Genomic DNA, 19,264 nt, shown 5'->3' with positions numbered 1-19,264 from the left:
AATGTTTTTAATATTTCTTTTTCAACTATATTTCTTGCTAGAGAGAAGGACACACTAGAATTCGGTGACTTCGGCTTATCATTCCCTATCGTGTAGGGTAGAATTTAGCACCTTGTCAAGGGACAGGTTGCTAAGGCTTCATCGGGTCTATTCCCTCTGCCTTTCTCTATAAGCGACGCTAAGTTAGCACATTTTTTTTTGATATGCAAATTTTATATAAAAGTGCATTTATTTTTTATATTCTACTAAGGATAGAAATGTTTTATTTCTTTCTTTTCATTGGAAAGCAGGGTGAAATCGATAATTAGTATTCCACCCCATCGCCTTTAGCTCACCAAGAGTTTGTAACCTTTTCCATGGACGTTGACGATTTCGACCTTGCTATCTTCTTTTAAATATTTCCGAAGTTTGCTAAGAAATACGTCCATACTTCTTCCCGTGAAATAATTGTCGTCATGCCATATTTTCAATAAAGCTTCTTCACGGGTCAATACATCATTCTTTTTTAAACAGAGCAAACGAAGTAACTCGGCCTCTTTGGTTGATAGTTTTTGCATCTGACCCTTATAGGAAATTTGTTGGCTTGTATAGTCAAAGAAGTAATCTCCAATTTCAAACTTATCTGCAACTACTTCGTCTTCTTTATCTCTGACACTTCGTTTCAATAAAGCATTTATCCGAAGAAGTAGCTCCTCAACACGGAATGGTTTAGTAATATAATCATCCCCACCTAATTCAAATGCTTCAGTCTTGTCTTCCATCATGCCCTTTGCAGTGGCAAAGATAATCGGTACTGTGCTATTTGTTTTTCTGATTTCACGGCCTACGGTAAAACCGTCTTTTTTAGGCATCATGACATCAAAAATGCATAAGTCATAATCATTTTTTTTGAACTGGGAAACGGCTTCTTCACCATCTGTACAGAGTGTAACGTCAAATTTTCCCTTTAATTCGAGATAATCCTTTAAAAGATCCCCCAAATTGGGATCATCTTCTGCTAATAATATCTTTTGCATAATGAATCTATTAATTTTCACTAATGTTCCTTGAATATACAAAAAAGGAACGTGTTATTTTTTTACGGGCAAAATTACTTCGAAGGTTGTGCCCTTATCTTTTTCACTTTTTACAGTGATCCTTCCATTAAGTCTTCTCAATATATCCTGGACATAACTGAGGCCCAGGCCAAAGCCTTTAACATTGTGGACATTTCCGGTAGGAATGCGATAAAATTGATCGAATATCTTTTGTAGGTGATCCCGGCTCATTCCGATTCCGTTGTCAGCAATGGTGATAACAATATTATCGCCAACATTTTTGGAATTAATATTCACATGTAGATCTCCTTTACTATACTTAATCGCATTATCCAATAGGTTGTAAAACACGTTTGAAAAATGCAGTTCATCCCCCACAACGATATCTTTTGTTGCTGCAAGGTCAACACTGAATTGCCCGCCTATATTCTGCATACGTAATTGCATACTGTCTGTCACTGCTGAAACGAGGTCATTAATATGTACATCGTCACGGTCAAGTTTTAGGGTTTCTTTCTCAAGTTTTGCTAGATCTAATACACGTTCGATATGATTTCCAAGGCGAACATTCTCATCGTAGATGATATTGGCGAGTTTCTGCACACGATTGTGGTCCGCATTGATATCAGGGTCCTTGAGCGATTCACTGGCAATCATGATCGTAGCCACTGGGGTTTTAAACTCATGTGTCATGTTGTTGATGAAATCGGTTTTCATTTCAGACACTTTCTTTTGTCTGAAGATAATAATAAGTGTATAGGCAAAACATCCGACCAAAAGGAACAGTAGCGCTAGCATAGGGAGTAACAAATAGCCCATGTTGTCCGCTATGATTGCTTTTTTATTTGGAAAGTATATGGTTAACTTTCCCGGAGCAGCGCCAATATCGCCTTTAAATAGCGCTGTGGAATATTTTGTGGTGTTTTTAGGAGTGTTTAATTCCGCTTCGTTGAGAATATTATTTAGCAAAATATTGCTTGTGCTCCATATTTCAATATTAAACGGTACTTTGATATCACGTTGAGCCAATTCTTCCTTCAGGAGTTCTTGAACGATAATAACGTTTAATCGATCCTTTAATGGTCTTTTGGCAAGTTCCATTCCGATGGCGACGTCTTCGATGTAGTCGGCTTTTTTGCCGCCAAGCATCGCGACGGAGTCATAAACATTGAAACCATAGCCTGCATTTTTTTTGGAAAGCCTGTTTAATTTGGTTTCTAGTTCAAAAATTCGTTTGGATAGCTTAGGATTGGATCTTGGCGGGAGTGCTACGATACTCTTGCCAAGTAGCCGCTTAAAATCATCGATATGTACGATCAAAAATCGCGTGCTGTCGTCTTTAGCTTCGATACGAGGAATTGTTTTTGTCGCTGAAACAATAACATCCTCTTGATAATATAGCCCATTTGTTGGCGTTTTGACAATATTGATTTCAACGAGATCCTGATATTGGGTTCTTTTGACGTAAGTCTCGTAGAACCAATTTTCAATGTTAATAATGTTTGGATAGGTTGCCTTTAATCTATCTTCTTCAAGTTTGTACTTTTGATAGATTTGATCCAGCTTGGCCCTAAGATTTTCAATTTGGGTTTGAAGCTGGAGCTGCTCTGTCAATTGCTGTTGTTTAGCTTGCTCGCGTTTGGACTTTTCGATATTACGTTCTTGTTGTACCTTGGCGAAATCTACGACCTCACGACGCTCGAGCTTCCCCGCAACAGCTGTAAGTGCAGCATTGACTGATTCATCAAAAAGCTGGGATTTTTGACGATAGGAATCCCGCAGAAAATAGAATTGCATGGCCAATACCCCAATCAACGCCAAAGACATCAGTCCAATGATTAATACAATACTATTTTTCTTCATTTAAGTTATGTTTTGCAAATGAATATTCTCAAGGGCATCAGCCCATAAACACTGAATTGCAGGGCTATTCTCTTAACCAATATCGTTGTTTACTTGAACTGTTACAAATATAAAGATGCTAACTTGTTTTGAAGCTGTTTTAACAATGTTTAACAGCAATTGCTTTAAATCTTGGTTATGTTATTGTAAATTAGGAGTTAAAATAGATTATGTTATGAAAACTTATGTATTATCATTGGCATTATCTTTTACAGTGGGAATTGCCATTGGTCAAATTAAGCAAAAAGAGTACCGTCCTTTATTACAGGATAAACACTCCAAGATGCCCGTTCTGGGATTAGATACGGCCTCAGCAAAGTATAATATGCCCGTTCAGAAATTCAAAAAGCTGGATAGTCTAGCGCCTATGCCGGGGACAGAGAAAATACCCAAGAGAAAAAAATCACAGCGTGACTCATTAAGGTTTAAGCTATTGGAAGATAGTTTAAAAAAAGAAAGGCATTCGCGTTAAGAGAATGCCTTCCTTATTATGATCCTATTTCTTATAGCTGAGAAACGCGGATTGTATTTGTTTTGCCTTTTTCAATTAACGGTGTAGAGGCTGTGTTAATGATAATTGATCCTGGTGTAACGTAGTTGTTTTTTACGATAAATCTATTGACATCATGGATAGAGCCATCTGTACTTTCGAATTTGTCGTAAATGAATGTTTTTACGCCCCAAAGCAAACTCAACTGTTTCAGAAGTGTCTGCGTGCCTGTAAACACCAAAATATCTACATTTGGTCTATAACTTGTAATTTCAAATGCCGTTGCTCCCGAAGAGGTTAATACAGCGATTGCCGAAGCATTAGTTTTTTGAGCAAGATATACTGAAGAAGCGCAAATAGCGTCTGGAATAAGGGTTCCATCGTGAATTTCACTAACTTTCTCATTATAATAAGGATAAGAAGTTTGTTCCACGTGGATAATAATCTTGCTCATTGTTTCGATCACGATCTCTGGGAATTCACCTACCGAAGTCTCTCCACTTAACATCACTGCATCTGCACCATCCAATACTGAGTTGGCAACATCGTTTACTTCCGCACGTGTAGGGCGGGGTGTAGTAATCATGCTTTCCAGCATTTGTGTAGCGATAATGACAGGTTTTGAAAGGTCTCTACATTTTTGTACAATGATCTTTTGAAGTCCCGGTACCTCTTCCATTGGAAGTTCAACACCCAAGTCACCACGAGCAACCATAACAGCATCGGTAGCTTCGATGATGGCATCGATGTTTTCGATTGCTTCAGGTTTTTCTACTTTCGCGATTACACGTGCATGGCTTCCTTTTGCAGCAATAATTTCTTTACATTGTGCAATATCTTCTGCCGAACGAACGAATGACATTGCAATCCAGTCAGCTCCGTGGTCCAATGCAAAGTTTAAGTTATCTAAATCTTCTTCAGTCAAGGAAGGAATGGATACTTTTGTGTTTGGTAAGTTTACGCCTTTACGTGAAGTAAGAACACCGCCATGCACTACTTCACAGGTAACAGTGTCTTTATGGTTGGTCTCTAAAACACGAAGTTGAAGTTTTCCGTCATCAAGTAATATGATTTCGTTGGCTTCAACATCGTTTGGAAAGTTTTCGTATGTAATGTAGATTCTGTTTTCATCTCCAATGAGTTCATGTGTTGTGATTTCTACTTTTGAACCATTGACGAGAACAGCACCGCCTTCTTTCATTTTTCCGATCCGAATCTTTGGACCTTGTAAGTCGGCTAAGATGGCAACATTGAATCCGGTTTCATTATTTATTGCATTTATGGTTTCGATTACCTTAAGGTGATCTGCCTGGCTGCCATGAGAGAAATTCAACCGGCACACATCAACCCCTTTGGCAATCATGTTGGTCAAAACTTGTTTGTCTGCCGAAGCAGGGCCTAATGTTGCGACAATTTTAGTCCTTTTTTGAACTTTTTCCATCTGTTTATTTTGTATTTTTAATGTTCTTCAATTATGACAACAAACAGCAAGCCGTATTGTTGTCTTTTGTAAAAACTAAATCGACTTAATTTAGATTTTAAGTTGGGTGTATTTGCTACACTAACCTACAGTCTGCTAAAATATGAGATTTTCTTTAGATTTCAATATTTTTGGAGATATTTCTTTTGCGATGACCACCTCTGGTAATTTGCTGATCCTTTTGATTATATATTCGACATCGTCTTCACAGATGTAATTTTTAATGATGACGAAGAAATCAAAATGGGGATTTTCGGGAATTAAAAAGGTTCCCTCAATACTTTTGTTATTAATGAGAAAATACTCTGTATCCGAATCAGGACTGAGGTAATGAAAAGCGGTGAAGTGGTAGCTTATTTTTTTCTTAGCATCAAAGATGATATGATATTCAAGCTCTTCTTCTGATTTATTTTTTGGACGGCCATCGTGATCATATTTGCTCTCTTTGCCTCTGGAAAAATCCAAATTTGTCACTTTGTTGATAAAATGGCAGAGACGGTAATCTTTCAGTGGGCAGGTGATGGCGAGTAGGGTGAAATCTAACTCTTCATCCATGTCCATATCTAACCTTGCTACTAACTTATTGACCACTTTTTTCCTAAAATATATGTTCTTATACGAACGAAGGTACTAATAATTTTAAGGTAGGAATATACTTTTTGTGTAAAATTTGAGTTAATTAGCTGAGTGTTTGGAATACAAAATAATTTTTGTTATACTTGAACTAAGTTAATATAGAGTGGGTTAGCTAGTATAAGACGCGAATAAGTTCGGTCGCCTAACATGGTGACTTTCATCTTAATATCGATTTAGGTTTGAATTTTGATGAAATTTATTTTTCTTTGCACAGATTTATTAAACAATTAAACTATAAAATCATGTCAGATATCGCTTCAAGAGTAAAAGCAATTATCGTTGAAAAATTAGGTGTAGACGAAAACGAAGTAACACCAGAAGCTTCATTCACTAATGATTTAGGTGCTGATTCACTTGACACTGTTGAGTTGATCATGGAGTTTGAAAAAGAATTCAACGTTGCTATTCCTGATGATCAAGCAGAAACTATTGGTACTGTTGGTCAAGCAATCGCTTATTTAGAAAAAAACGTTAACTAACTAATTTAATTAGGCTAATCGTAATAAATGGAGCTTAAAAGAGTAGTAGTAACAGGATTAGGCGCCCTTACACCAATTGGTAATACCGTCTCAGCTTACTGGGAGGGATTAATAAATGGTGTAAGCGGAGCTGCTCCTATTACGCATTTTGATGCGTCAAAATTCAAAACTCAGTTTGCGTGTGAGGTAAAGGGGTTTGATCCACATGATTTTATGGATCGTAAGGAAGCTCGTAAAGTCGATCCTTTTGTACAGTATGCAATTGCGTCTACTGATGAGGCAATTAAAGATGCTGGCTTAGATTTTGAAAAATTAGATACAAATCGTATCGGAGTGATTTGGGGCTCAGGAATTGGTGGGTTGACAACTTTCACAGAAGAAGTTGCCAACTTTGCAAAAGGGGATGGAACACCACGTTTCAATCCTTTCTTTATTCCTAAGATGCTCGTTGATATTGCTCCAGGACATATTTCAATGCGTCATGGCCTTCGTGGTCCTAACTTTTCGGCAGTGTCGGCCTGTGCCTCTGCTACCAATGCAATGATTGATGCTTTCAACTATATTCGTATGGGAAAAGCAGATGTTATTGTTACCGGTGGATCAGAAGCGACAGTCAACGAAGCTGGAATCGGTGGATTCAATGCTATGCATGCTTTGTCTACAAGAAATGATGATCCCAAAACAGCTTCTCGCCCTTTTGATAAAGACAGAGACGGTTTTGTTTCGGGAGAAGGTTCAGGTGCCTTGATCTTAGAAAGCTTAGAACATGCCTTAGCACGTGGTGCAAAAATCTATGCAGAGATTGCCGGTGGTGGAATGAGTGCTGATGCGCATCATATCACAGCTTCGCATCCGGAAGGGTTGGGCGCTAAATTGGCAATGACAATGGCTGTCAATGATGCAGGTATGGATTTCTCGGATATTGATTACATCAATGTCCATGGAACATCGACACCGGTCGGCGATATCAGTGAAACGAAAGCTATTGTTGACCTGTTTGGTGAACACGCATATCAATTGAATATCAGTTCAACTAAATCAATGACGGGACACCTTTTGGGTGCTGCAGGGGCGATAGAGACTATTGCTTCTATCTTGGCTGTGCAAAATGATATTGTCCCACCGACAATTAATCACTTCACAGACGATCCGGAAATTGATAATAAATTGAATTTTACATTCAATAAAGCGCAAAAACGTATCGTTAATGCAGCGTTGAGTAATACATTTGGATTCGGTGGGCATAACGCTACCGTGATTGTAAAAAAATATAAAGCTTAATGTTTGATCCTTCAAACATGGTTTGGTAATATGAGCTAGCGACAGGTTCTTTAATTAGAACTTGTCGCCTTATTTTTAGATGAGATGCCTTTTTCAAGGATATACAAGTTATATGTTTCACCGGATCGGGAATATGTTAGGAAACTAAAAAACCTACTTGGTTTTATTCCCGGGAATGTGCATTTGTACAAGATGGCATTCAGACATAAGTCTGTTGCGGTAACGATCAAAGAAGGGGCGAAGAACAGTAATGAACGTTTGGAATTCTTGGGTGATGCTGTTTTAGGTTCGGTCGTTGCCGAATTGTTATTCAAGAAATACCCGTATAAAGACGAAGGTTTCCTGACCGAAATGCGTTCCAAAATTGTCAGCCGTGCAAACCTGAATCAGCTTTCCAGAAAATTGGGATTCAACGAAATGATACAGTTTGATGCCCGGATGATTAGCTTTCCAAATAAGCAGGGATCACTATTAGGTGATGCTTTTGAGGCATTGATCGGCGCGGTGTACCTTGACAAGGGCTATGTATTTACGAAAAGTTTTTTGCTGAACCGAATTATTAAACCACATGTTGATATCCAATTATTGGAACAAACTGAGACGAATTTCAAGAGTCGGTTGATCGAGTGGTGCCAGCATACAGGAAAAGAAATCCTATTCCAGCAAACGGACAATCCAGAAGGTGAATCTTCAAAAATGTTTAGCATCGAGGCCGTTGTGGATGGGGTGGTATGTGGCTTAGGCCGTGATTTTAATAAAAAGTCAGCTGAAAAGCTGGCTGCGGAAAAAGCCTGCGAATTTCTTAAAATTCTTGAAGTAGAATAAGAGATTTTTATTCTTTAATGTATTTAGTACGCCGCTAAATATTAACTTTGCCAAATATGGCAGTAGTAAAACCTTCTTTGGCGAAAGGAACCCGAGATTTTTCGCCTTCCGAAATGATCAAACGTAATTATATTTTTGACACATTGAAAGCTGTGTTTAAAAAATATGGTTACAATGAAATACAAACCCCTTCATTTGAGAATTTAACAACCTTAACCGGTAAATACGGTGATGAGGGCGATAAATTGATCTTTAAGATCCTCAATTCTGGAGATTATTTGGCAAAAGCTCCGGATAATCTACTTCATGATAAAAATTCGAATAAACTAATCCCACATATCAGTGAAAAAGCGCTTCGATATGATCTGACGGTGCCTTTTGCGCGTTACGTTGTAATGCATCAAAATGATATCTCTCTACCGTTTAAGCGTTTTCAGGTACAACCTGTTTGGCGTGCAGACCGCCCGCAAAGAGGGCGATACCGAGAATTTTATCAATGTGATGTGGATGTGGTGGGCTCGGAAAGTTTATTGAATGAGGCGGAATTTGTGCTGATTTATCAGGAAGCTTTTGAGCATTTTGGGTTGAAGGATTTTAATATTAAAATCAATAACCGGAAGATCCTTTCCGGTATTGCGGAAATTATTGGAAAACCGGAGCTTATTGTCGATATGACGGTCGCTATTGACAAATTGGATAAGATCGGTCTTGATGGCGTCAATAAAGAGTTGCTTGAAAAAGGCTTTACCGAAGCTGATTTAAACCTGTTGAAACCTATCATCTTATTGGAGGGCTCAAATGAGGAGAAGCTTTCTTCGCTAAAATCTGTCTTAGCAGCATCTTCCATTGGCTTAACTGGAGTTGCAGAAATTGAGGAGGTCTTTGAGTATATTGCCAAGTTGGGCACCAATACTGAATTATTGACCCGTATTGTGGACTTGGATATTACATTAGCCAGAGGTCTGAATTACTATACAGGTTGTATCTTTGAGGTGAAAACAAATGAAGTTACCATGGGAAGTATAGGTGGCGGTGGACGCTATGATGATCTTACAGGCATGTTTGGTCTGAAGGGACTGACAGGTGTAGGTGTTTCCTTTGGTGCTGATCGTATATACGACGTATTGGAAGAACTGAATTTATTTCCAACGGGCAAAGCGGATTCTACTAAGCTTTTGATCATTAATTTTGATAAACAACTTGAAACCTATACATTGAGTTTGCTCAATAAACTTCGTAAAGAAAATATTGCAGTAGAATTATATCCTGCGCCAGTGAAGCTGAAAAAGCAAATGGGGTATGCTGATGGGAAGGGCATACCTTATGTCCTATTGGTTGGTGAAGAAGAGGTCTCCTCGGGTGAATTGTCCCTCAAGGACATGGAAAGTGGGGAGCAGGTGAAGGTTACGGAAAACGAGCTTATCCAAAAACTTCGTTAGTAAATAATTTGTATAAAATAGATTAAGCCAAATGATTATTAAGTCCTTTGGCTTTTTTATTTCATAAGTTTTTGATTTATTTGATTGTGCCGTTCATTTATTTGTTAAAAAATGCTATATACTTTAAATCAAATGTCTTAGAAGTGTCTTAAAGTAGAAATAAAATTGATTTTTGACCAAGGAAATTCATCCAAAATTATTAGATTTGTAGTCTAGAATTGTAAGAAAATCAAAACTTTGAAATGAGTTCAACACCTATAACAAAAGAGACATATTTGGAGTGGTATAAGTCTATGTTACTTATGCGTAAGTTTGAAGAAAAAGCAGGTCAACTTTACGGACAGCAAAAGATTCGTGGTTTCTGTCACTTGTACATAGGACAAGAGGCAGTAGTCGCTGGGACGATGTCGGTTATCAAACCTGAAGATTCTTTAATCACTGCTTATCGTGATCACGCCCACGCTTTGGCTAAAGGCGTTTCTGCAAATGCTTGTATGGCTGAATTATATGGAAAGATCACAGGTTGTTCAAAAGGTAAAGGAGGCTCTATGCACTTCTTTTCTAAAGAACATAAATTCATGGGTGGCCATGGTATTGTCGGGGGTCAGATTCCTTTAGGTGCTGGCATTGCATTTGCTGAGAAATATCTTGGTACAGATAATGTAAATATCTGTTATATGGGCGATGGAGCTGTACGTCAAGGTGCATTCAACGAAACACTTAACATGGCGATGTTATGGAAACTTCCTGTTATCTTCGTTTGTGAAAACAACGGTTATGCGATGGGTACTTCTGTACAACGTACGACCAATATGCAAGATATTTACAAAATGGGCTTAGGTTTTGATATGCCTTCTGCTCCGGTAGATGGAATGGATGTTGTGGCTGTACACAACGCAATGGACGAAGCTGTTCAACGTGCCCGTGCTGGCGAAGGCCCTACATTCTTAGAAATCCGTACTTACCGTTACAAAGGACACTCGATGTCTGATCCTGCAAAATATCGTACAAAAGAGGAATTGGAAGCGTATAAAGACCGTGATCCAGTATTGTCTACTAAACACGCTATTTTGGAAAATAACTATGCAGATGATGCTTGGTTTGCTGAGGTTGAAGCTGACGTGAAGAAAGTAGTTGAAGAGTCAGTGAAATTTGCGGAGGAATCTCCATATCCAGATGCTGATGAATTGTACAAAGATGTCTATGTACAACAAGACTATCCATTTATTTTAGATTAATACTCTTTAACTTGATAATATAATACAGAATGGCTGAAGTAGTAAGAATGCCGAAAATGAGCGATACAATGACCGAAGGGGTCATCGCAAAATGGCACAAAAAAGTTGGTGATAAAGTAAATTCTGGTGATCTGGTAGCTGAAATCGAAACGGATAAAGCTACAATGGACTTTGAGTCTTACCAAGAAGGTACACTTTTATATATTGGCCCGAAAGAAGGTGAAGCAGTAGCTATAGATGCTGTTATCGCTGTTTTGGGAGAACCTGGTGAAGATTTTCAGGCTTTGTTGAGTGGAGACGCTCCAGCCGCTGAAAAAGCACCGGAAAAAACCGAAGAAAAAAAAGTAGAAGAAGTTTCTGGTTCAGAATCTTCGGCTAGCAACGTAACTCCTGAGGAATTGGGATGTACTGTAATTACAATGCCATTGTTGAGTGATACGATGAAGGAAGGGGTTATCGCACAATGGAACTTCAAAGTCGGTGATACGATTAAATCGGATGATGCTATTGCTGATGTCGAAACAGATAAAGCAACAATGGAAGTTACAGCTTATGCAGATGGTACATTGTTATATGTCGGTCTTGAAGCTGGAGAAGCTGCAAAAGTAAATGATATTATAGCAATTGTTGGTCCTGCTGGCACTGATATTACACCTTTGTTAAATCAAAAATCTGCTCCAGCGAAAACAGATACTGCGGAAGCTGCTCCTAAAGCTGATTCCGCTCCGGCTGCAACTGCTGCCCCGGTTTCATCTGCTACTAGCGACGACTCTCGTGTGAAAGCTTCACCTTTGGCACGTAAGATTGCAAAGGAAAAGGGTATTAACTTGAGTGATATAAAAGGTTCAGCCGATGGTGGTCGTATCGTGAAAAAAGATGTGGAATCTTTTGTTCCGGCTACAGCTAAACCAGCTGAAACAAAAGCTGCTGATGCGCCTGCAACAGAAACAAAAGCAATTACTTTACCTACGTATGTCGGTGAAGAACGTTATACAGAGAAACCTGTCAACCAAATGCGTAAGACAATTGCACGTCGTTTGGCTGAGTCATTGTTCACTGCGCCGCATTTCTATTTGACAGTGTCTATTGATATGGATAATGCCATGGCGGCCCGTGCTCAAATTAATGAGATCGCACCAGTAAAAGTGTCTTTCAATGACATCGTTGTGAAAGCTGTTGCCGTAGCATTGAAAAAACACCCAGCTGTGAATTCTTCATGGCAGGGAGATAAAATCCGTTTCAACGAACATACCAACATCGGTGTTGCTATGGCTGTTGAAGATGGCTTGTTAGTTCCTGTCGTACGTTTTGCGGATGGTAAATCATTATCGCATATTTCTGCTGAGGTGAAAGATTTTGCTCAAAAAGCGAAAGCGAAGAAATTGCAACCGGCAGATTGGGAAGGATCTACCTTTACGGTTTCTAACCTAGGTATGTTCGGAATTGACGAATTTACATCTATCATTAATTCTCCTGATGGAGCTATCCTTTCTGTAGGAGCTATCCAGGCGGTTCCTGTTGTGAAAAATGGTGCTGTAGTTCCCGGTAACGTAATGAAAGTAACTTTGGGCTGTGATCACCGCGTGGTTGATGGTGCAACAGGTGCTGCATTCTTACAGACTTTAAAAGCTTTGGTTGAAAATCCAGTTAGATTATTAGCATAGATTTTATAAACCAATAAAATATTAGCCACTTTAGAAATAAAGTGGCTTTTTTTGTGCTAAAAATTCGTTTTTTTATACTAAAATCTTCATTTTAGCATTATTATCTTTACACTAGGTTCTTTATTAAAAATCAAAGAGAATACACATTCATTTAGTGCAGACATGAGATAATTGCGGTGAATAAATCGTATGACAATTAAGTAAAGACGCCCTTATTAAGACGGGAAAACATAACACAAAAATAGAAATCCAGGAGACGCAATACGTGAAATTATTTTTTTTAAAGGGAATGGTAGCTCTTTTGTTGGCATCTACAGTTGCCTGTAGTTCAAAAGAGAAAAAACAAAAAGAAGCGGCAATAGCACAGGCAAAAATAGATAGTACAAGACTTATTTACAATCCGCAGCATGCAGATCCCAAGATCGATGCTTTTATGAAAAACCTGCATTCAAAGTCCGCTTTTAATGGAAATGTGCTGGTGGCAAAGGATGGTAAAATTCTATATCAAAATACATTCGGCTGGGCCAACTATCTAAAACGTGATAGCTTGGAAATTGATGATAAGTTTGAATTGGCGTCAGTCTCCAAACCCTTGACCGCTGTTGGTACATTGAAGCTGGTCGAAGCAGGAAAATTACGTTTGGATCAAACAATTAATGATTTTTATCCAGATTTTCCTTATCCTGGGATTACGATCAAAATGCTATTGACTCATCGGTCAGGGTTACCGAACTATGTTTATTTTTCGGAGAAACATTGGCCGGACCGCAAAAAAGGGATGACCAATCAGGATGTTATGAAAATGCTAACTGAGTTTAAACCTAATCGATATGGGGCTCCTGGTGGGCGGTTTTTCTACAATAATTCCAATTTTATGGTTTTGGGAGCAATAATCGAGAAGGTATCGAAACAGGACTACGCAACATATATGAAAGACAGTGTTTTCAATGTTGCAGGAATGACTAATACGGCTGCGTTGTCAAAGGCTGTATACGAAAAGATACCGACCAATGTCATCGGACACGATAAGATATGGCGAAGATCGGTGGTACAGAATTTTCAGGATGGACCGTTGGGAGACAAAGGAATTTATAGTACGGTAAGAGACCTTTACCGTTTTGATTTAGCACTTCGTGATGGGCGCTTATTAAAACAATCGACGTTGGATTCGGCATACCGGGGTTACCCTGATGCAAAGAAAGGTATTTTTAGCTATGGATATGGGTGGCGTACTTTTGAACATGGCAATGATCATATTGTTTATCATACCGGATGGTGGCACGGTTTTCGTCATATCTATGTACGGGATTTGAAAAGAAATATTGTTATTGTTTTACTTTCAAATATGACAAATGGTAGCTTGGTAAAATTGGACGAACTCTATAAAATTTTAGGTATGCCTGTTTTACGCAAGAATGCTTATAGCACCCATGGTGACTTTATTATAGATGAATAATTTTATGCTTATCAATAATAAAACGAGCGGATAATTTTGCTTCAGTCGTTAATAATTGGGTACTCGGTATTGAAGAAAACAATATGCCTGTCCTTAAAAGATAAATCATTATTGAACAAAGAAGTATAAGGATGAAAAAGACATTAATATTAGGAGCTAGTACAAACCCTTCGCGCTATTCAAATAAAGCAGCGAATATGTTGCGTAAACACGGACATGATATCGTTAACATCGGTTTGAGCGGGGGGGAAGTAGCGGGTGTTCCTATCGAAAAGAAGGGTGACATACACAGCGATATTGATACGGTAACGATGTATCTCGGCGAGCCGAATCAAAAAGAATATTATAATTATATTTTGGATACAAGACCAAAGCGTATTATTTTTAATCCGGGTGCGGAAAATGCTGAATTGGAGCAATTGGCCATGGAAAATGGTATTAAAACTGAAAGAGCCTGTACTCTTGTATTATTGAGTACAGGTCAGTTTTAGATTTTGGATTTCTGGATCAATTCGACTGACAGATATTTTGTGATAAAATAGTTTGTCAGACCGATCGTATTGCTATCTAGGGTCAAACTTGATACTTTTATATCGCAATGTTCTTTTAAGATCGCCATCGTATATGAATTGATTGCTTGTTGTATAGGGATTGTAATTAATTCATTAGCTTTTGCAATTTTGCCACCCAATACAATCAATTCAGGATTGAGCAGCTGGATCAGCGATGCAAATGCTTTCCCCAAGTTTGTGCCCAGTTTGGAGATTTGGTTTATTGCAAATTGATCACCTTTATTAGCCGCTTCGATAACGTGAGTTGGTGTTAGGTGGTCTAACTCTTCTTTCTGCAACTCATTAAGTTTAGTCAGTTCACCTTTTTGGATCTCCTGTTTTGCATTGTTGACCAAGGCAATTCCGGAAGCGACGGTTTCAAGACATCCTCTTTTGCCACAGTAACACAATTCCCCATTATCAATGAAAGGCATATGTCCTACTTCGCCGGAATAGCCATCCCGTCCGAGATAAACTTCACCATTGGAAACTATTCCAAGACCTATTCCCCAGTCCATTAAGATAATTAGGCTATTTTTGGTGTTTTTAGCTAAACCAAATTTTAACTCTGCATATGCAGCCCCTTTTACATCGTTGAGTATATATACCGGTTTTTTGTATTTGTCTTCGAAGTAAGCTGTAATAGATTGAGATGCATCGTGTAAAAATGTCTCATTTGTTCCTTCATCAGCGTTAATTAACCCCGGCATACTAATAATTAAGCCAGTTAGATTCGCAGTATCTACAGCTTTTTCTAGCAGATACTGATCAATAATTTGAGTAATATCACGCAGATTATCGGCATTGCGGGATAGTTCGTTGTCCAGTTCAACAGTTTCCGCAACGATATTGTGGTTGTTGTCCATGATACTCAATGTAATGGAAAACCGCTGGAGTTCTACGCATAGTACTTGGAACAGTCCATCGCATAGCCGATAGAGATTTGGTTTGCGGCCACCGATAGATTCTCCCTTATCAAACTGACGTACGATGTTGTCCTCCAATAGTTCTGCGATTAGGCTGTTGACTGTTGGAAGACTTAGCGAGAGATTTTTTACGATGTCATTTACTGATACAGATCCTAATTCGGCTATTAATTTTATAATAGAAAGTTTGTTGAATAGATTTTTCTTCTCAGGCTTGCTATCCAATTTTTTGTTAATCAGTAGGTTTACGGCTTTAGTCATAAAACATCATATTTTGAATTAGAGTCCTAGTTCCTTAATTTAATAAAAGTTTTTGGAATCATTCGGTTATTTTTCTCACTTGTCACACAAGCCGGTCTTTTGGAAAAAAGGGGATAAGCCATTTTATCCCCTTTTTTTGCACTTCAGAAGACTATTTAAGCCTTTTTACACGAATGTCTTTGAAGAATACTTCAGTTCCATGTCCTAAGAAACCAATATGGCCATTTGCACGTTTTAGACCGGGATGCTTTTTGCCATCCAGTGTTCCATTCTTACTTGCCTCAGCGATATCGGCATCAACAATGACAGTACCGTTTAAAGTTACCTTAACGCGATTACCTTTTACGTATATTTCTTCAGAGTTCCACTCACCCAATGGTTTTAAATAGCCTTTTTTAGCCGTAACTACACCATAGATAGAACCGTGGTATTGGTAAGGTTTTAAATCTTTATACACATCCGCGCCATCATCGAGTACCTGAATTTCCATTGCTTCATAAGCGGCATCACCTTCTAATGGCGCACGGATGCCTACACCGTTATTCGCTCCGGGAGTGAGTTTGAAGTCAAAACGATAGATAAAATCAGCATACTCTTCTTTTGTATATAAGTTTCCGCCAAATTTCGCATTGGGATAGACCCAGATGTAACCCTCATCGTTAATTACATAGGCTTTGTTTTCTGTCCATTTGTCGAGATTTGTTCCATCAAATAGGACATCGAAGCCTTCTTTTTTCTCTTGTTCACTTAGTTTAAAGACCTGTCTCCTTGGAAATTCTTTAATAAAAAGATCTCTATAATAAACAACTGAACCATGCGCCTGAAGTTCAATTTGTTCGGTCGGGAAAATGGATTGATTTCTGTCCCAATAATTTTCAAGTGGGATATTATCAGTTACCAATTGTCCATTTAACCAAACGGAGACATTTTCACCTTGCATTTTTATTTTAAAAGTATTCCATTCTCCCGTGGCATTGTCAGCCACTTTCAACGGTTTGCTTTCATTTTTTTGATTATTGTACAATCCGCCTGATCCGACTTGTGCACCTACCCGAGTATTGGCAATATCCCAGATCTGAACCTGTGGAGTGCCTCTTAAATAGATACCGGCATCACCCTCTATGCCTCCATAGTTCTCCAATTTCCAGTCTACTAACATCTCGAAATCTCCGTATTGCTTGATTGTAGCCAAATTATCTCCTTTTCCACTAAAGACGATCTCGCCATTTGACGCTGACCAGCCCTTACGCATGATCTCGTCTGCTTTCGCTTGTTCGGCTGCCAAAGTTTTGGTACTCATTTTACTCCGTTTAATCGGATCAGCGACCAATCCTTTCCAGCCACTTAGGTCTTTGCCATTGAAAAGCGATACATAACCCTCTTTTATTGGCATTTCGGACAAATAACGTACAACAGCTTCTTTGAGGTAACCACTTTCACTGCCGGATAATTTACCGATGACCTGTTCCAATACTTCCCTTACTTTGCTGCCATAATATTTATTATCCATGGAAATATTCATGGCGGTATTCGCAGCAGTTTCACCTAATTGTGGATCGGCCATTTTGTCCGCAGCAAAAATAAAAGCTTGGTAGGTGCCTGTTGGTTGTAAAGCTGCAAGTGCGGCTTTCTTCTGTTCTATCGTTTTTGCAACACTAAATGCATCACGTAATAACAGTGTTTTTTGATCACCAGTATTTGCTGAAGCGGAAATGGATTTGATTAACCCTTTGTAAATGGTATTGAATAGCTTCTCATCTTTTTCCGTTCTTGATAAAGATATCAGTTCAGGGAGAGCATTAGCAGATGACCAGTTTGCCAATGATGTAATGGCTACTGCTCTTAATTCAGGATTGCTATTGTTCACATAATTGCTGACAGCCTTTAACGATTGATTATCTCCGAGCCCGGCAAAAATAGGGAAGTATTTTGCAGCGCTGGGTGCAGCGGATCTTGAGATATTTGCAGCCAGTTTTCCTGTTAAGCCGTTGGCATTTGGGCTTGACTGAACTACATTGACAATTGCTTTTTGCAATAATGAAGCAGATTTTGGATCTGTAGTGTGGTTCAATCTATTGAAAAGTTCTTCGAGATCGGATTCCAGAGCGACATTGGGCAACGCTTTATTTACCGCTTCCTCAACAGCAGGATTTGTTGTTTTAATTGCCAACACGGCTTTTGATGACGCGTTATTGGAGCGTTTACTCAAGATATCCAGTAACTGAATTTTTTTGCTGTCATCAACAGTTGCGAGCGCGTTATTGACATCATTGATTACATTCGCGTCCCTGGAAGAAAGGATAAGTGCCTTAACCGAATTATTGAATTCTTGATCCGCATCAAACGCCTGAATTAAGGTATTGGTTTCTTTGCCTTGCGAAAGCGTATTGATCGCACTTAATCCAGCTAATTTTGTGACTGGAGATGTCGCTTTGCCTACTAATACCTGGATTGCTTTTAAACTACTTGCAGATCCGTTATGTGCAAGGTAGTTAAGTACACTTTCCTGTACTTCTGGTGTGCCCTTGCTCGCTAAAGCGAGAAGGCTCTTCGCATCAGTACCTTTGCCATATTTGCCTAATAATTGTAATGCAAGATTACGATAGGCACCATTATCACTGTTTATAGCAGACATTAGATTTTTTTTCTGCTTATTTGGATCGATGGCGGCCAGGATCTTCAATGAAGCAAATTGCCCGTTGATGGATTTTGCTTTTTGTGATTCTTGAAAGAATTTGTTCAGGAATTTGATCGCATCTTTATCATGCTTATTGTCGATCAGCGATTGTGCATAGTCAATGCCTAGCCCGATCGCATCGAATTTGTCGTAGCTGTACGCCGCATCGTTCAATTTATTCTGAAATAAAGAAGCAGAGGCTGTGCCGCCTATTTTACTGAGTGCAATAAGTGCAGTGCGTTGGAAAGGGTCTGAATTATATTTTTGCGTTAAATTTAAAATTGCATTCTCTGCAGTTTTAACCTTTAAATCACCTAAGGCAGTAACGATAGCGATCGCTGTTTTTTCGGTTGTCGAAGCTGTCAGGGCTTTTTCCAGCGCTGCAGCAGACTCGCTGGTACGGATAGATACTAACGTTCTGGCGGCTGCGTCAGCAAGGTAATCGTTTGTTAAACAGTTTGCAACAGCTGGAATTGCCGAATTATCCGCGCATTGGCGAAGTAAACGCAATGCAAAAACTTGATTTGTAGGTTCGCTCAGTTGGGCGATGGATTTTGCCAATCCTTCAACAAATACTTTTTTTTGCTGTTCTTTTCCGGGCTGATTGACATAAAAGGAATAACTGTTTGCAGCAAATTCAATTGGTGCATTATTACTTCCGGGAGCTTTTAGACCTTTTAGGAAAGCAACGACGTCGTCTGCACTAAATCCTTCCAGCTCATGCATGGCGAGTAGGAATTTCTCTTTTTCCTCTGCTGGCTGTTGGGCTAGCACATCAGCTATTTTGGTAGCTGTGGTTCTATTTTGGGGCTGCTGGGCGTATGAAGCGCTCGAGATAAGAAGCAGTACAGCCAGCGAATTAAATATCTTTTTCATCCGTTTAAATCTGTTTATTCATTAGTCAATTTTCCCTTTAAGGCAT

15 protein-coding genes and 1 riboswitch are annotated in these 19,264 nt (G+C 38.9%); of the genes, 9 read left to right on the top strand and 6 right to left on the bottom strand.

Annotated elements, in window-relative coordinates; all coding sequences use genetic code 11:
• Positions 1-72 precede the first annotated feature (72 nt).
• A riboswitch (SAM riboswitch) is annotated at positions 73-175 on the bottom strand.
• A gap of 151 nt (positions 176-326) precedes the next feature.
• Positions 327-1,016, bottom strand: coding sequence for a response regulator transcription factor (locus tag HPC41_RS01930; protein ID WP_172392306.1), 690 nt, complete (start codon positions 1,014-1,016; stop codon positions 327-329).
• Positions 1,017-1,070: 54 nt separating this feature from the next.
• Positions 1,071-2,900, bottom strand: coding sequence for a sensor histidine kinase (locus HPC41_RS01925; RefSeq protein ID WP_172392305.1), 1,830 nt, complete (start codon positions 2,898-2,900; stop codon positions 1,071-1,073).
• Between the two features lie 214 nt (positions 2,901-3,114).
• Between HPC41_RS01925 and HPC41_RS01920 the strand changes: the two genes are divergently transcribed.
• Positions 3,115-3,411: a hypothetical protein gene (locus HPC41_RS01920; protein WP_172392304.1), complete on the top strand. Its 297-nt coding sequence runs from the start codon at positions 3,115-3,117 to the stop codon at positions 3,409-3,411.
• Positions 3,412-3,442: 31 nt separating this feature from the next.
• On the opposite strand, the gene pyk is transcribed toward HPC41_RS01920, so the two are convergent.
• On the bottom strand, positions 3,443-4,870 hold the full coding sequence (gene pyk / locus HPC41_RS01915) for a pyruvate kinase (protein ID WP_172392303.1): 1,428 nt from the start codon (positions 4,868-4,870) through the stop codon (positions 3,443-3,445).
• A 135-nt stretch (positions 4,871-5,005) separates the two neighbouring features.
• Complete coding sequence (locus tag HPC41_RS01910) at positions 5,006-5,500, bottom strand: IPExxxVDY family protein (RefSeq protein WP_288813155.1); 495 nt, start codon at positions 5,498-5,500, stop codon at positions 5,006-5,008.
• A gap of 287 nt (positions 5,501-5,787) precedes the next feature.
• Between HPC41_RS01910 and HPC41_RS01905 the strand changes: the two genes are divergently transcribed.
• The 8 genes from HPC41_RS01905 to HPC41_RS01870 all read left to right on the top strand — a co-directional run bounded on the left by HPC41_RS01905 (position 5,788) and on the right by HPC41_RS01870 (position 14,418).
• Positions 5,788-6,024 (top strand): acyl carrier protein, encoded by a 237-nt coding sequence (locus HPC41_RS01905; protein WP_028070665.1) that lies wholly within the window; start codon positions 5,788-5,790, stop codon positions 6,022-6,024.
• A 27-nt stretch (positions 6,025-6,051) separates the two neighbouring features.
• Positions 6,052-7,305, top strand: a complete 1,254-nt coding sequence (gene fabF, locus HPC41_RS01900; RefSeq protein WP_172392302.1) for a beta-ketoacyl-ACP synthase II — start codon at positions 6,052-6,054, stop codon at positions 7,303-7,305.
• An 84-nt stretch (positions 7,306-7,389) separates the two neighbouring features.
• Complete coding sequence (gene rnc, locus HPC41_RS01895) at positions 7,390-8,130, top strand: ribonuclease III (protein ID WP_172392301.1); 741 nt, start codon at positions 7,390-7,392, stop codon at positions 8,128-8,130.
• A gap of 56 nt (positions 8,131-8,186) precedes the next feature.
• Positions 8,187-9,569: a histidine--tRNA ligase gene (gene hisS, locus HPC41_RS01890; RefSeq protein WP_172392300.1), complete on the top strand. Its 1,383-nt coding sequence runs from the start codon at positions 8,187-8,189 to the stop codon at positions 9,567-9,569.
• Positions 9,570-9,811: 242 nt separating this feature from the next.
• Complete coding sequence (gene pdhA / locus HPC41_RS01885; RefSeq protein ID WP_172392299.1) at positions 9,812-10,807, top strand: pyruvate dehydrogenase (acetyl-transferring) E1 component subunit alpha; 996 nt, start codon at positions 9,812-9,814, stop codon at positions 10,805-10,807.
• A 29-nt stretch (positions 10,808-10,836) separates the two neighbouring features.
• On the top strand, positions 10,837-12,471 hold the full coding sequence (locus tag HPC41_RS01880) for a pyruvate dehydrogenase complex dihydrolipoamide acetyltransferase (RefSeq protein ID WP_172392298.1): 1,635 nt from the start codon (positions 10,837-10,839) through the stop codon (positions 12,469-12,471).
• A gap of 265 nt (positions 12,472-12,736) precedes the next feature.
• Positions 12,737-13,927 carry a serine hydrolase domain-containing protein gene (locus HPC41_RS01875; protein WP_172392297.1) on the top strand — a complete coding sequence of 397 codons (1,191 nt, stop codon included), beginning with the start codon at positions 12,737-12,739 and terminating at the stop codon, positions 13,925-13,927.
• 131 nt (positions 13,928-14,058) lie between these two features.
• On the top strand, positions 14,059-14,418 hold the full coding sequence (locus HPC41_RS01870; RefSeq protein WP_172392296.1) for a CoA-binding protein: 360 nt from the start codon (positions 14,059-14,061) through the stop codon (positions 14,416-14,418).
• Here HPC41_RS01870 and HPC41_RS01865 read toward each other — a convergent pair.
• On the bottom strand, positions 14,415-15,665 hold the full coding sequence (locus HPC41_RS01865) for an ROK family protein (RefSeq protein WP_172392295.1): 1,251 nt from the start codon (positions 15,663-15,665) through the stop codon (positions 14,415-14,417). The two genes, HPC41_RS01870 and HPC41_RS01865, sit on opposite strands and share 4 nt — an antisense overlap.
• A 151-nt stretch (positions 15,666-15,816) precedes the next feature.
• Complete coding sequence (locus HPC41_RS01860; protein WP_172392294.1) at positions 15,817-19,218, bottom strand: DUF1080 domain-containing protein; 3,402 nt, start codon at positions 19,216-19,218, stop codon at positions 15,817-15,819.
• Positions 19,219-19,264 lie beyond the last annotated feature (46 nt).

The sequence above is a fragment of the Sphingobacterium prati genome (assembly GCF_013167215.1).
Classification (GTDB): domain Bacteria; phylum Bacteroidota; class Bacteroidia; order Sphingobacteriales; family Sphingobacteriaceae; genus Sphingobacterium; species Sphingobacterium prati.
This window is presented reverse-complemented; position numbering and strand designations above follow the sequence as displayed.

What these genes read in the sequence shown, in the direction of transcription:
- pdhA (WP_172392299.1), top strand. Translation starts at nt 9,812, where the DNA reads ATGAGTTCAACACCTATAACAAAAGAGACATATTTGGAGTGGTATAAG.
- hisS (WP_172392300.1), top strand. Translation starts at nt 8,187, where the DNA reads ATGGCAGTAGTAAAACCTTCTTTGGCGAAAGGAACCCGAGATTTTTCG.
- HPC41_RS01930 (WP_172392306.1), bottom strand. Translation starts at nt 1,016, where the DNA reads ATGCAAAAGATATTATTAGCAGAAGATGATCCCAATTTGGGGGATCTT.
- HPC41_RS01860 (WP_172392294.1), bottom strand. Translation starts at nt 19,218, where the DNA reads ATGAAAAAGATATTTAATTCGCTGGCTGTACTGCTTCTTATCTCGAGC.
- HPC41_RS01870 (WP_172392296.1), top strand. Translation starts at nt 14,059, where the DNA reads ATGAAAAAGACATTAATATTAGGAGCTAGTACAAACCCTTCGCGCTAT.
- pyk (WP_172392303.1), bottom strand. Translation starts at nt 4,870, where the DNA reads ATGGAAAAAGTTCAAAAAAGGACTAAAATTGTCGCAACATTAGGCCCT.
- HPC41_RS01920 (WP_172392304.1), top strand. Translation starts at nt 3,115, where the DNA reads ATGAAAACTTATGTATTATCATTGGCATTATCTTTTACAGTGGGAATT.
- HPC41_RS01905 (WP_028070665.1), top strand. Translation starts at nt 5,788, where the DNA reads ATGTCAGATATCGCTTCAAGAGTAAAAGCAATTATCGTTGAAAAATTA.
- HPC41_RS01925 (WP_172392305.1), bottom strand. Translation starts at nt 2,900, where the DNA reads ATGAAGAAAAATAGTATTGTATTAATCATTGGACTGATGTCTTTGGCG.
- rnc (WP_172392301.1), top strand. Translation starts at nt 7,390, where the DNA reads ATGCCTTTTTCAAGGATATACAAGTTATATGTTTCACCGGATCGGGAA.
- HPC41_RS01865 (WP_172392295.1), bottom strand. Translation starts at nt 15,665, where the DNA reads ATGACTAAAGCCGTAAACCTACTGATTAACAAAAAATTGGATAGCAAG.
- HPC41_RS01880 (WP_172392298.1), top strand. Translation starts at nt 10,837, where the DNA reads ATGGCTGAAGTAGTAAGAATGCCGAAAATGAGCGATACAATGACCGAA.
- fabF (WP_172392302.1), top strand. Translation starts at nt 6,052, where the DNA reads ATGGAGCTTAAAAGAGTAGTAGTAACAGGATTAGGCGCCCTTACACCA.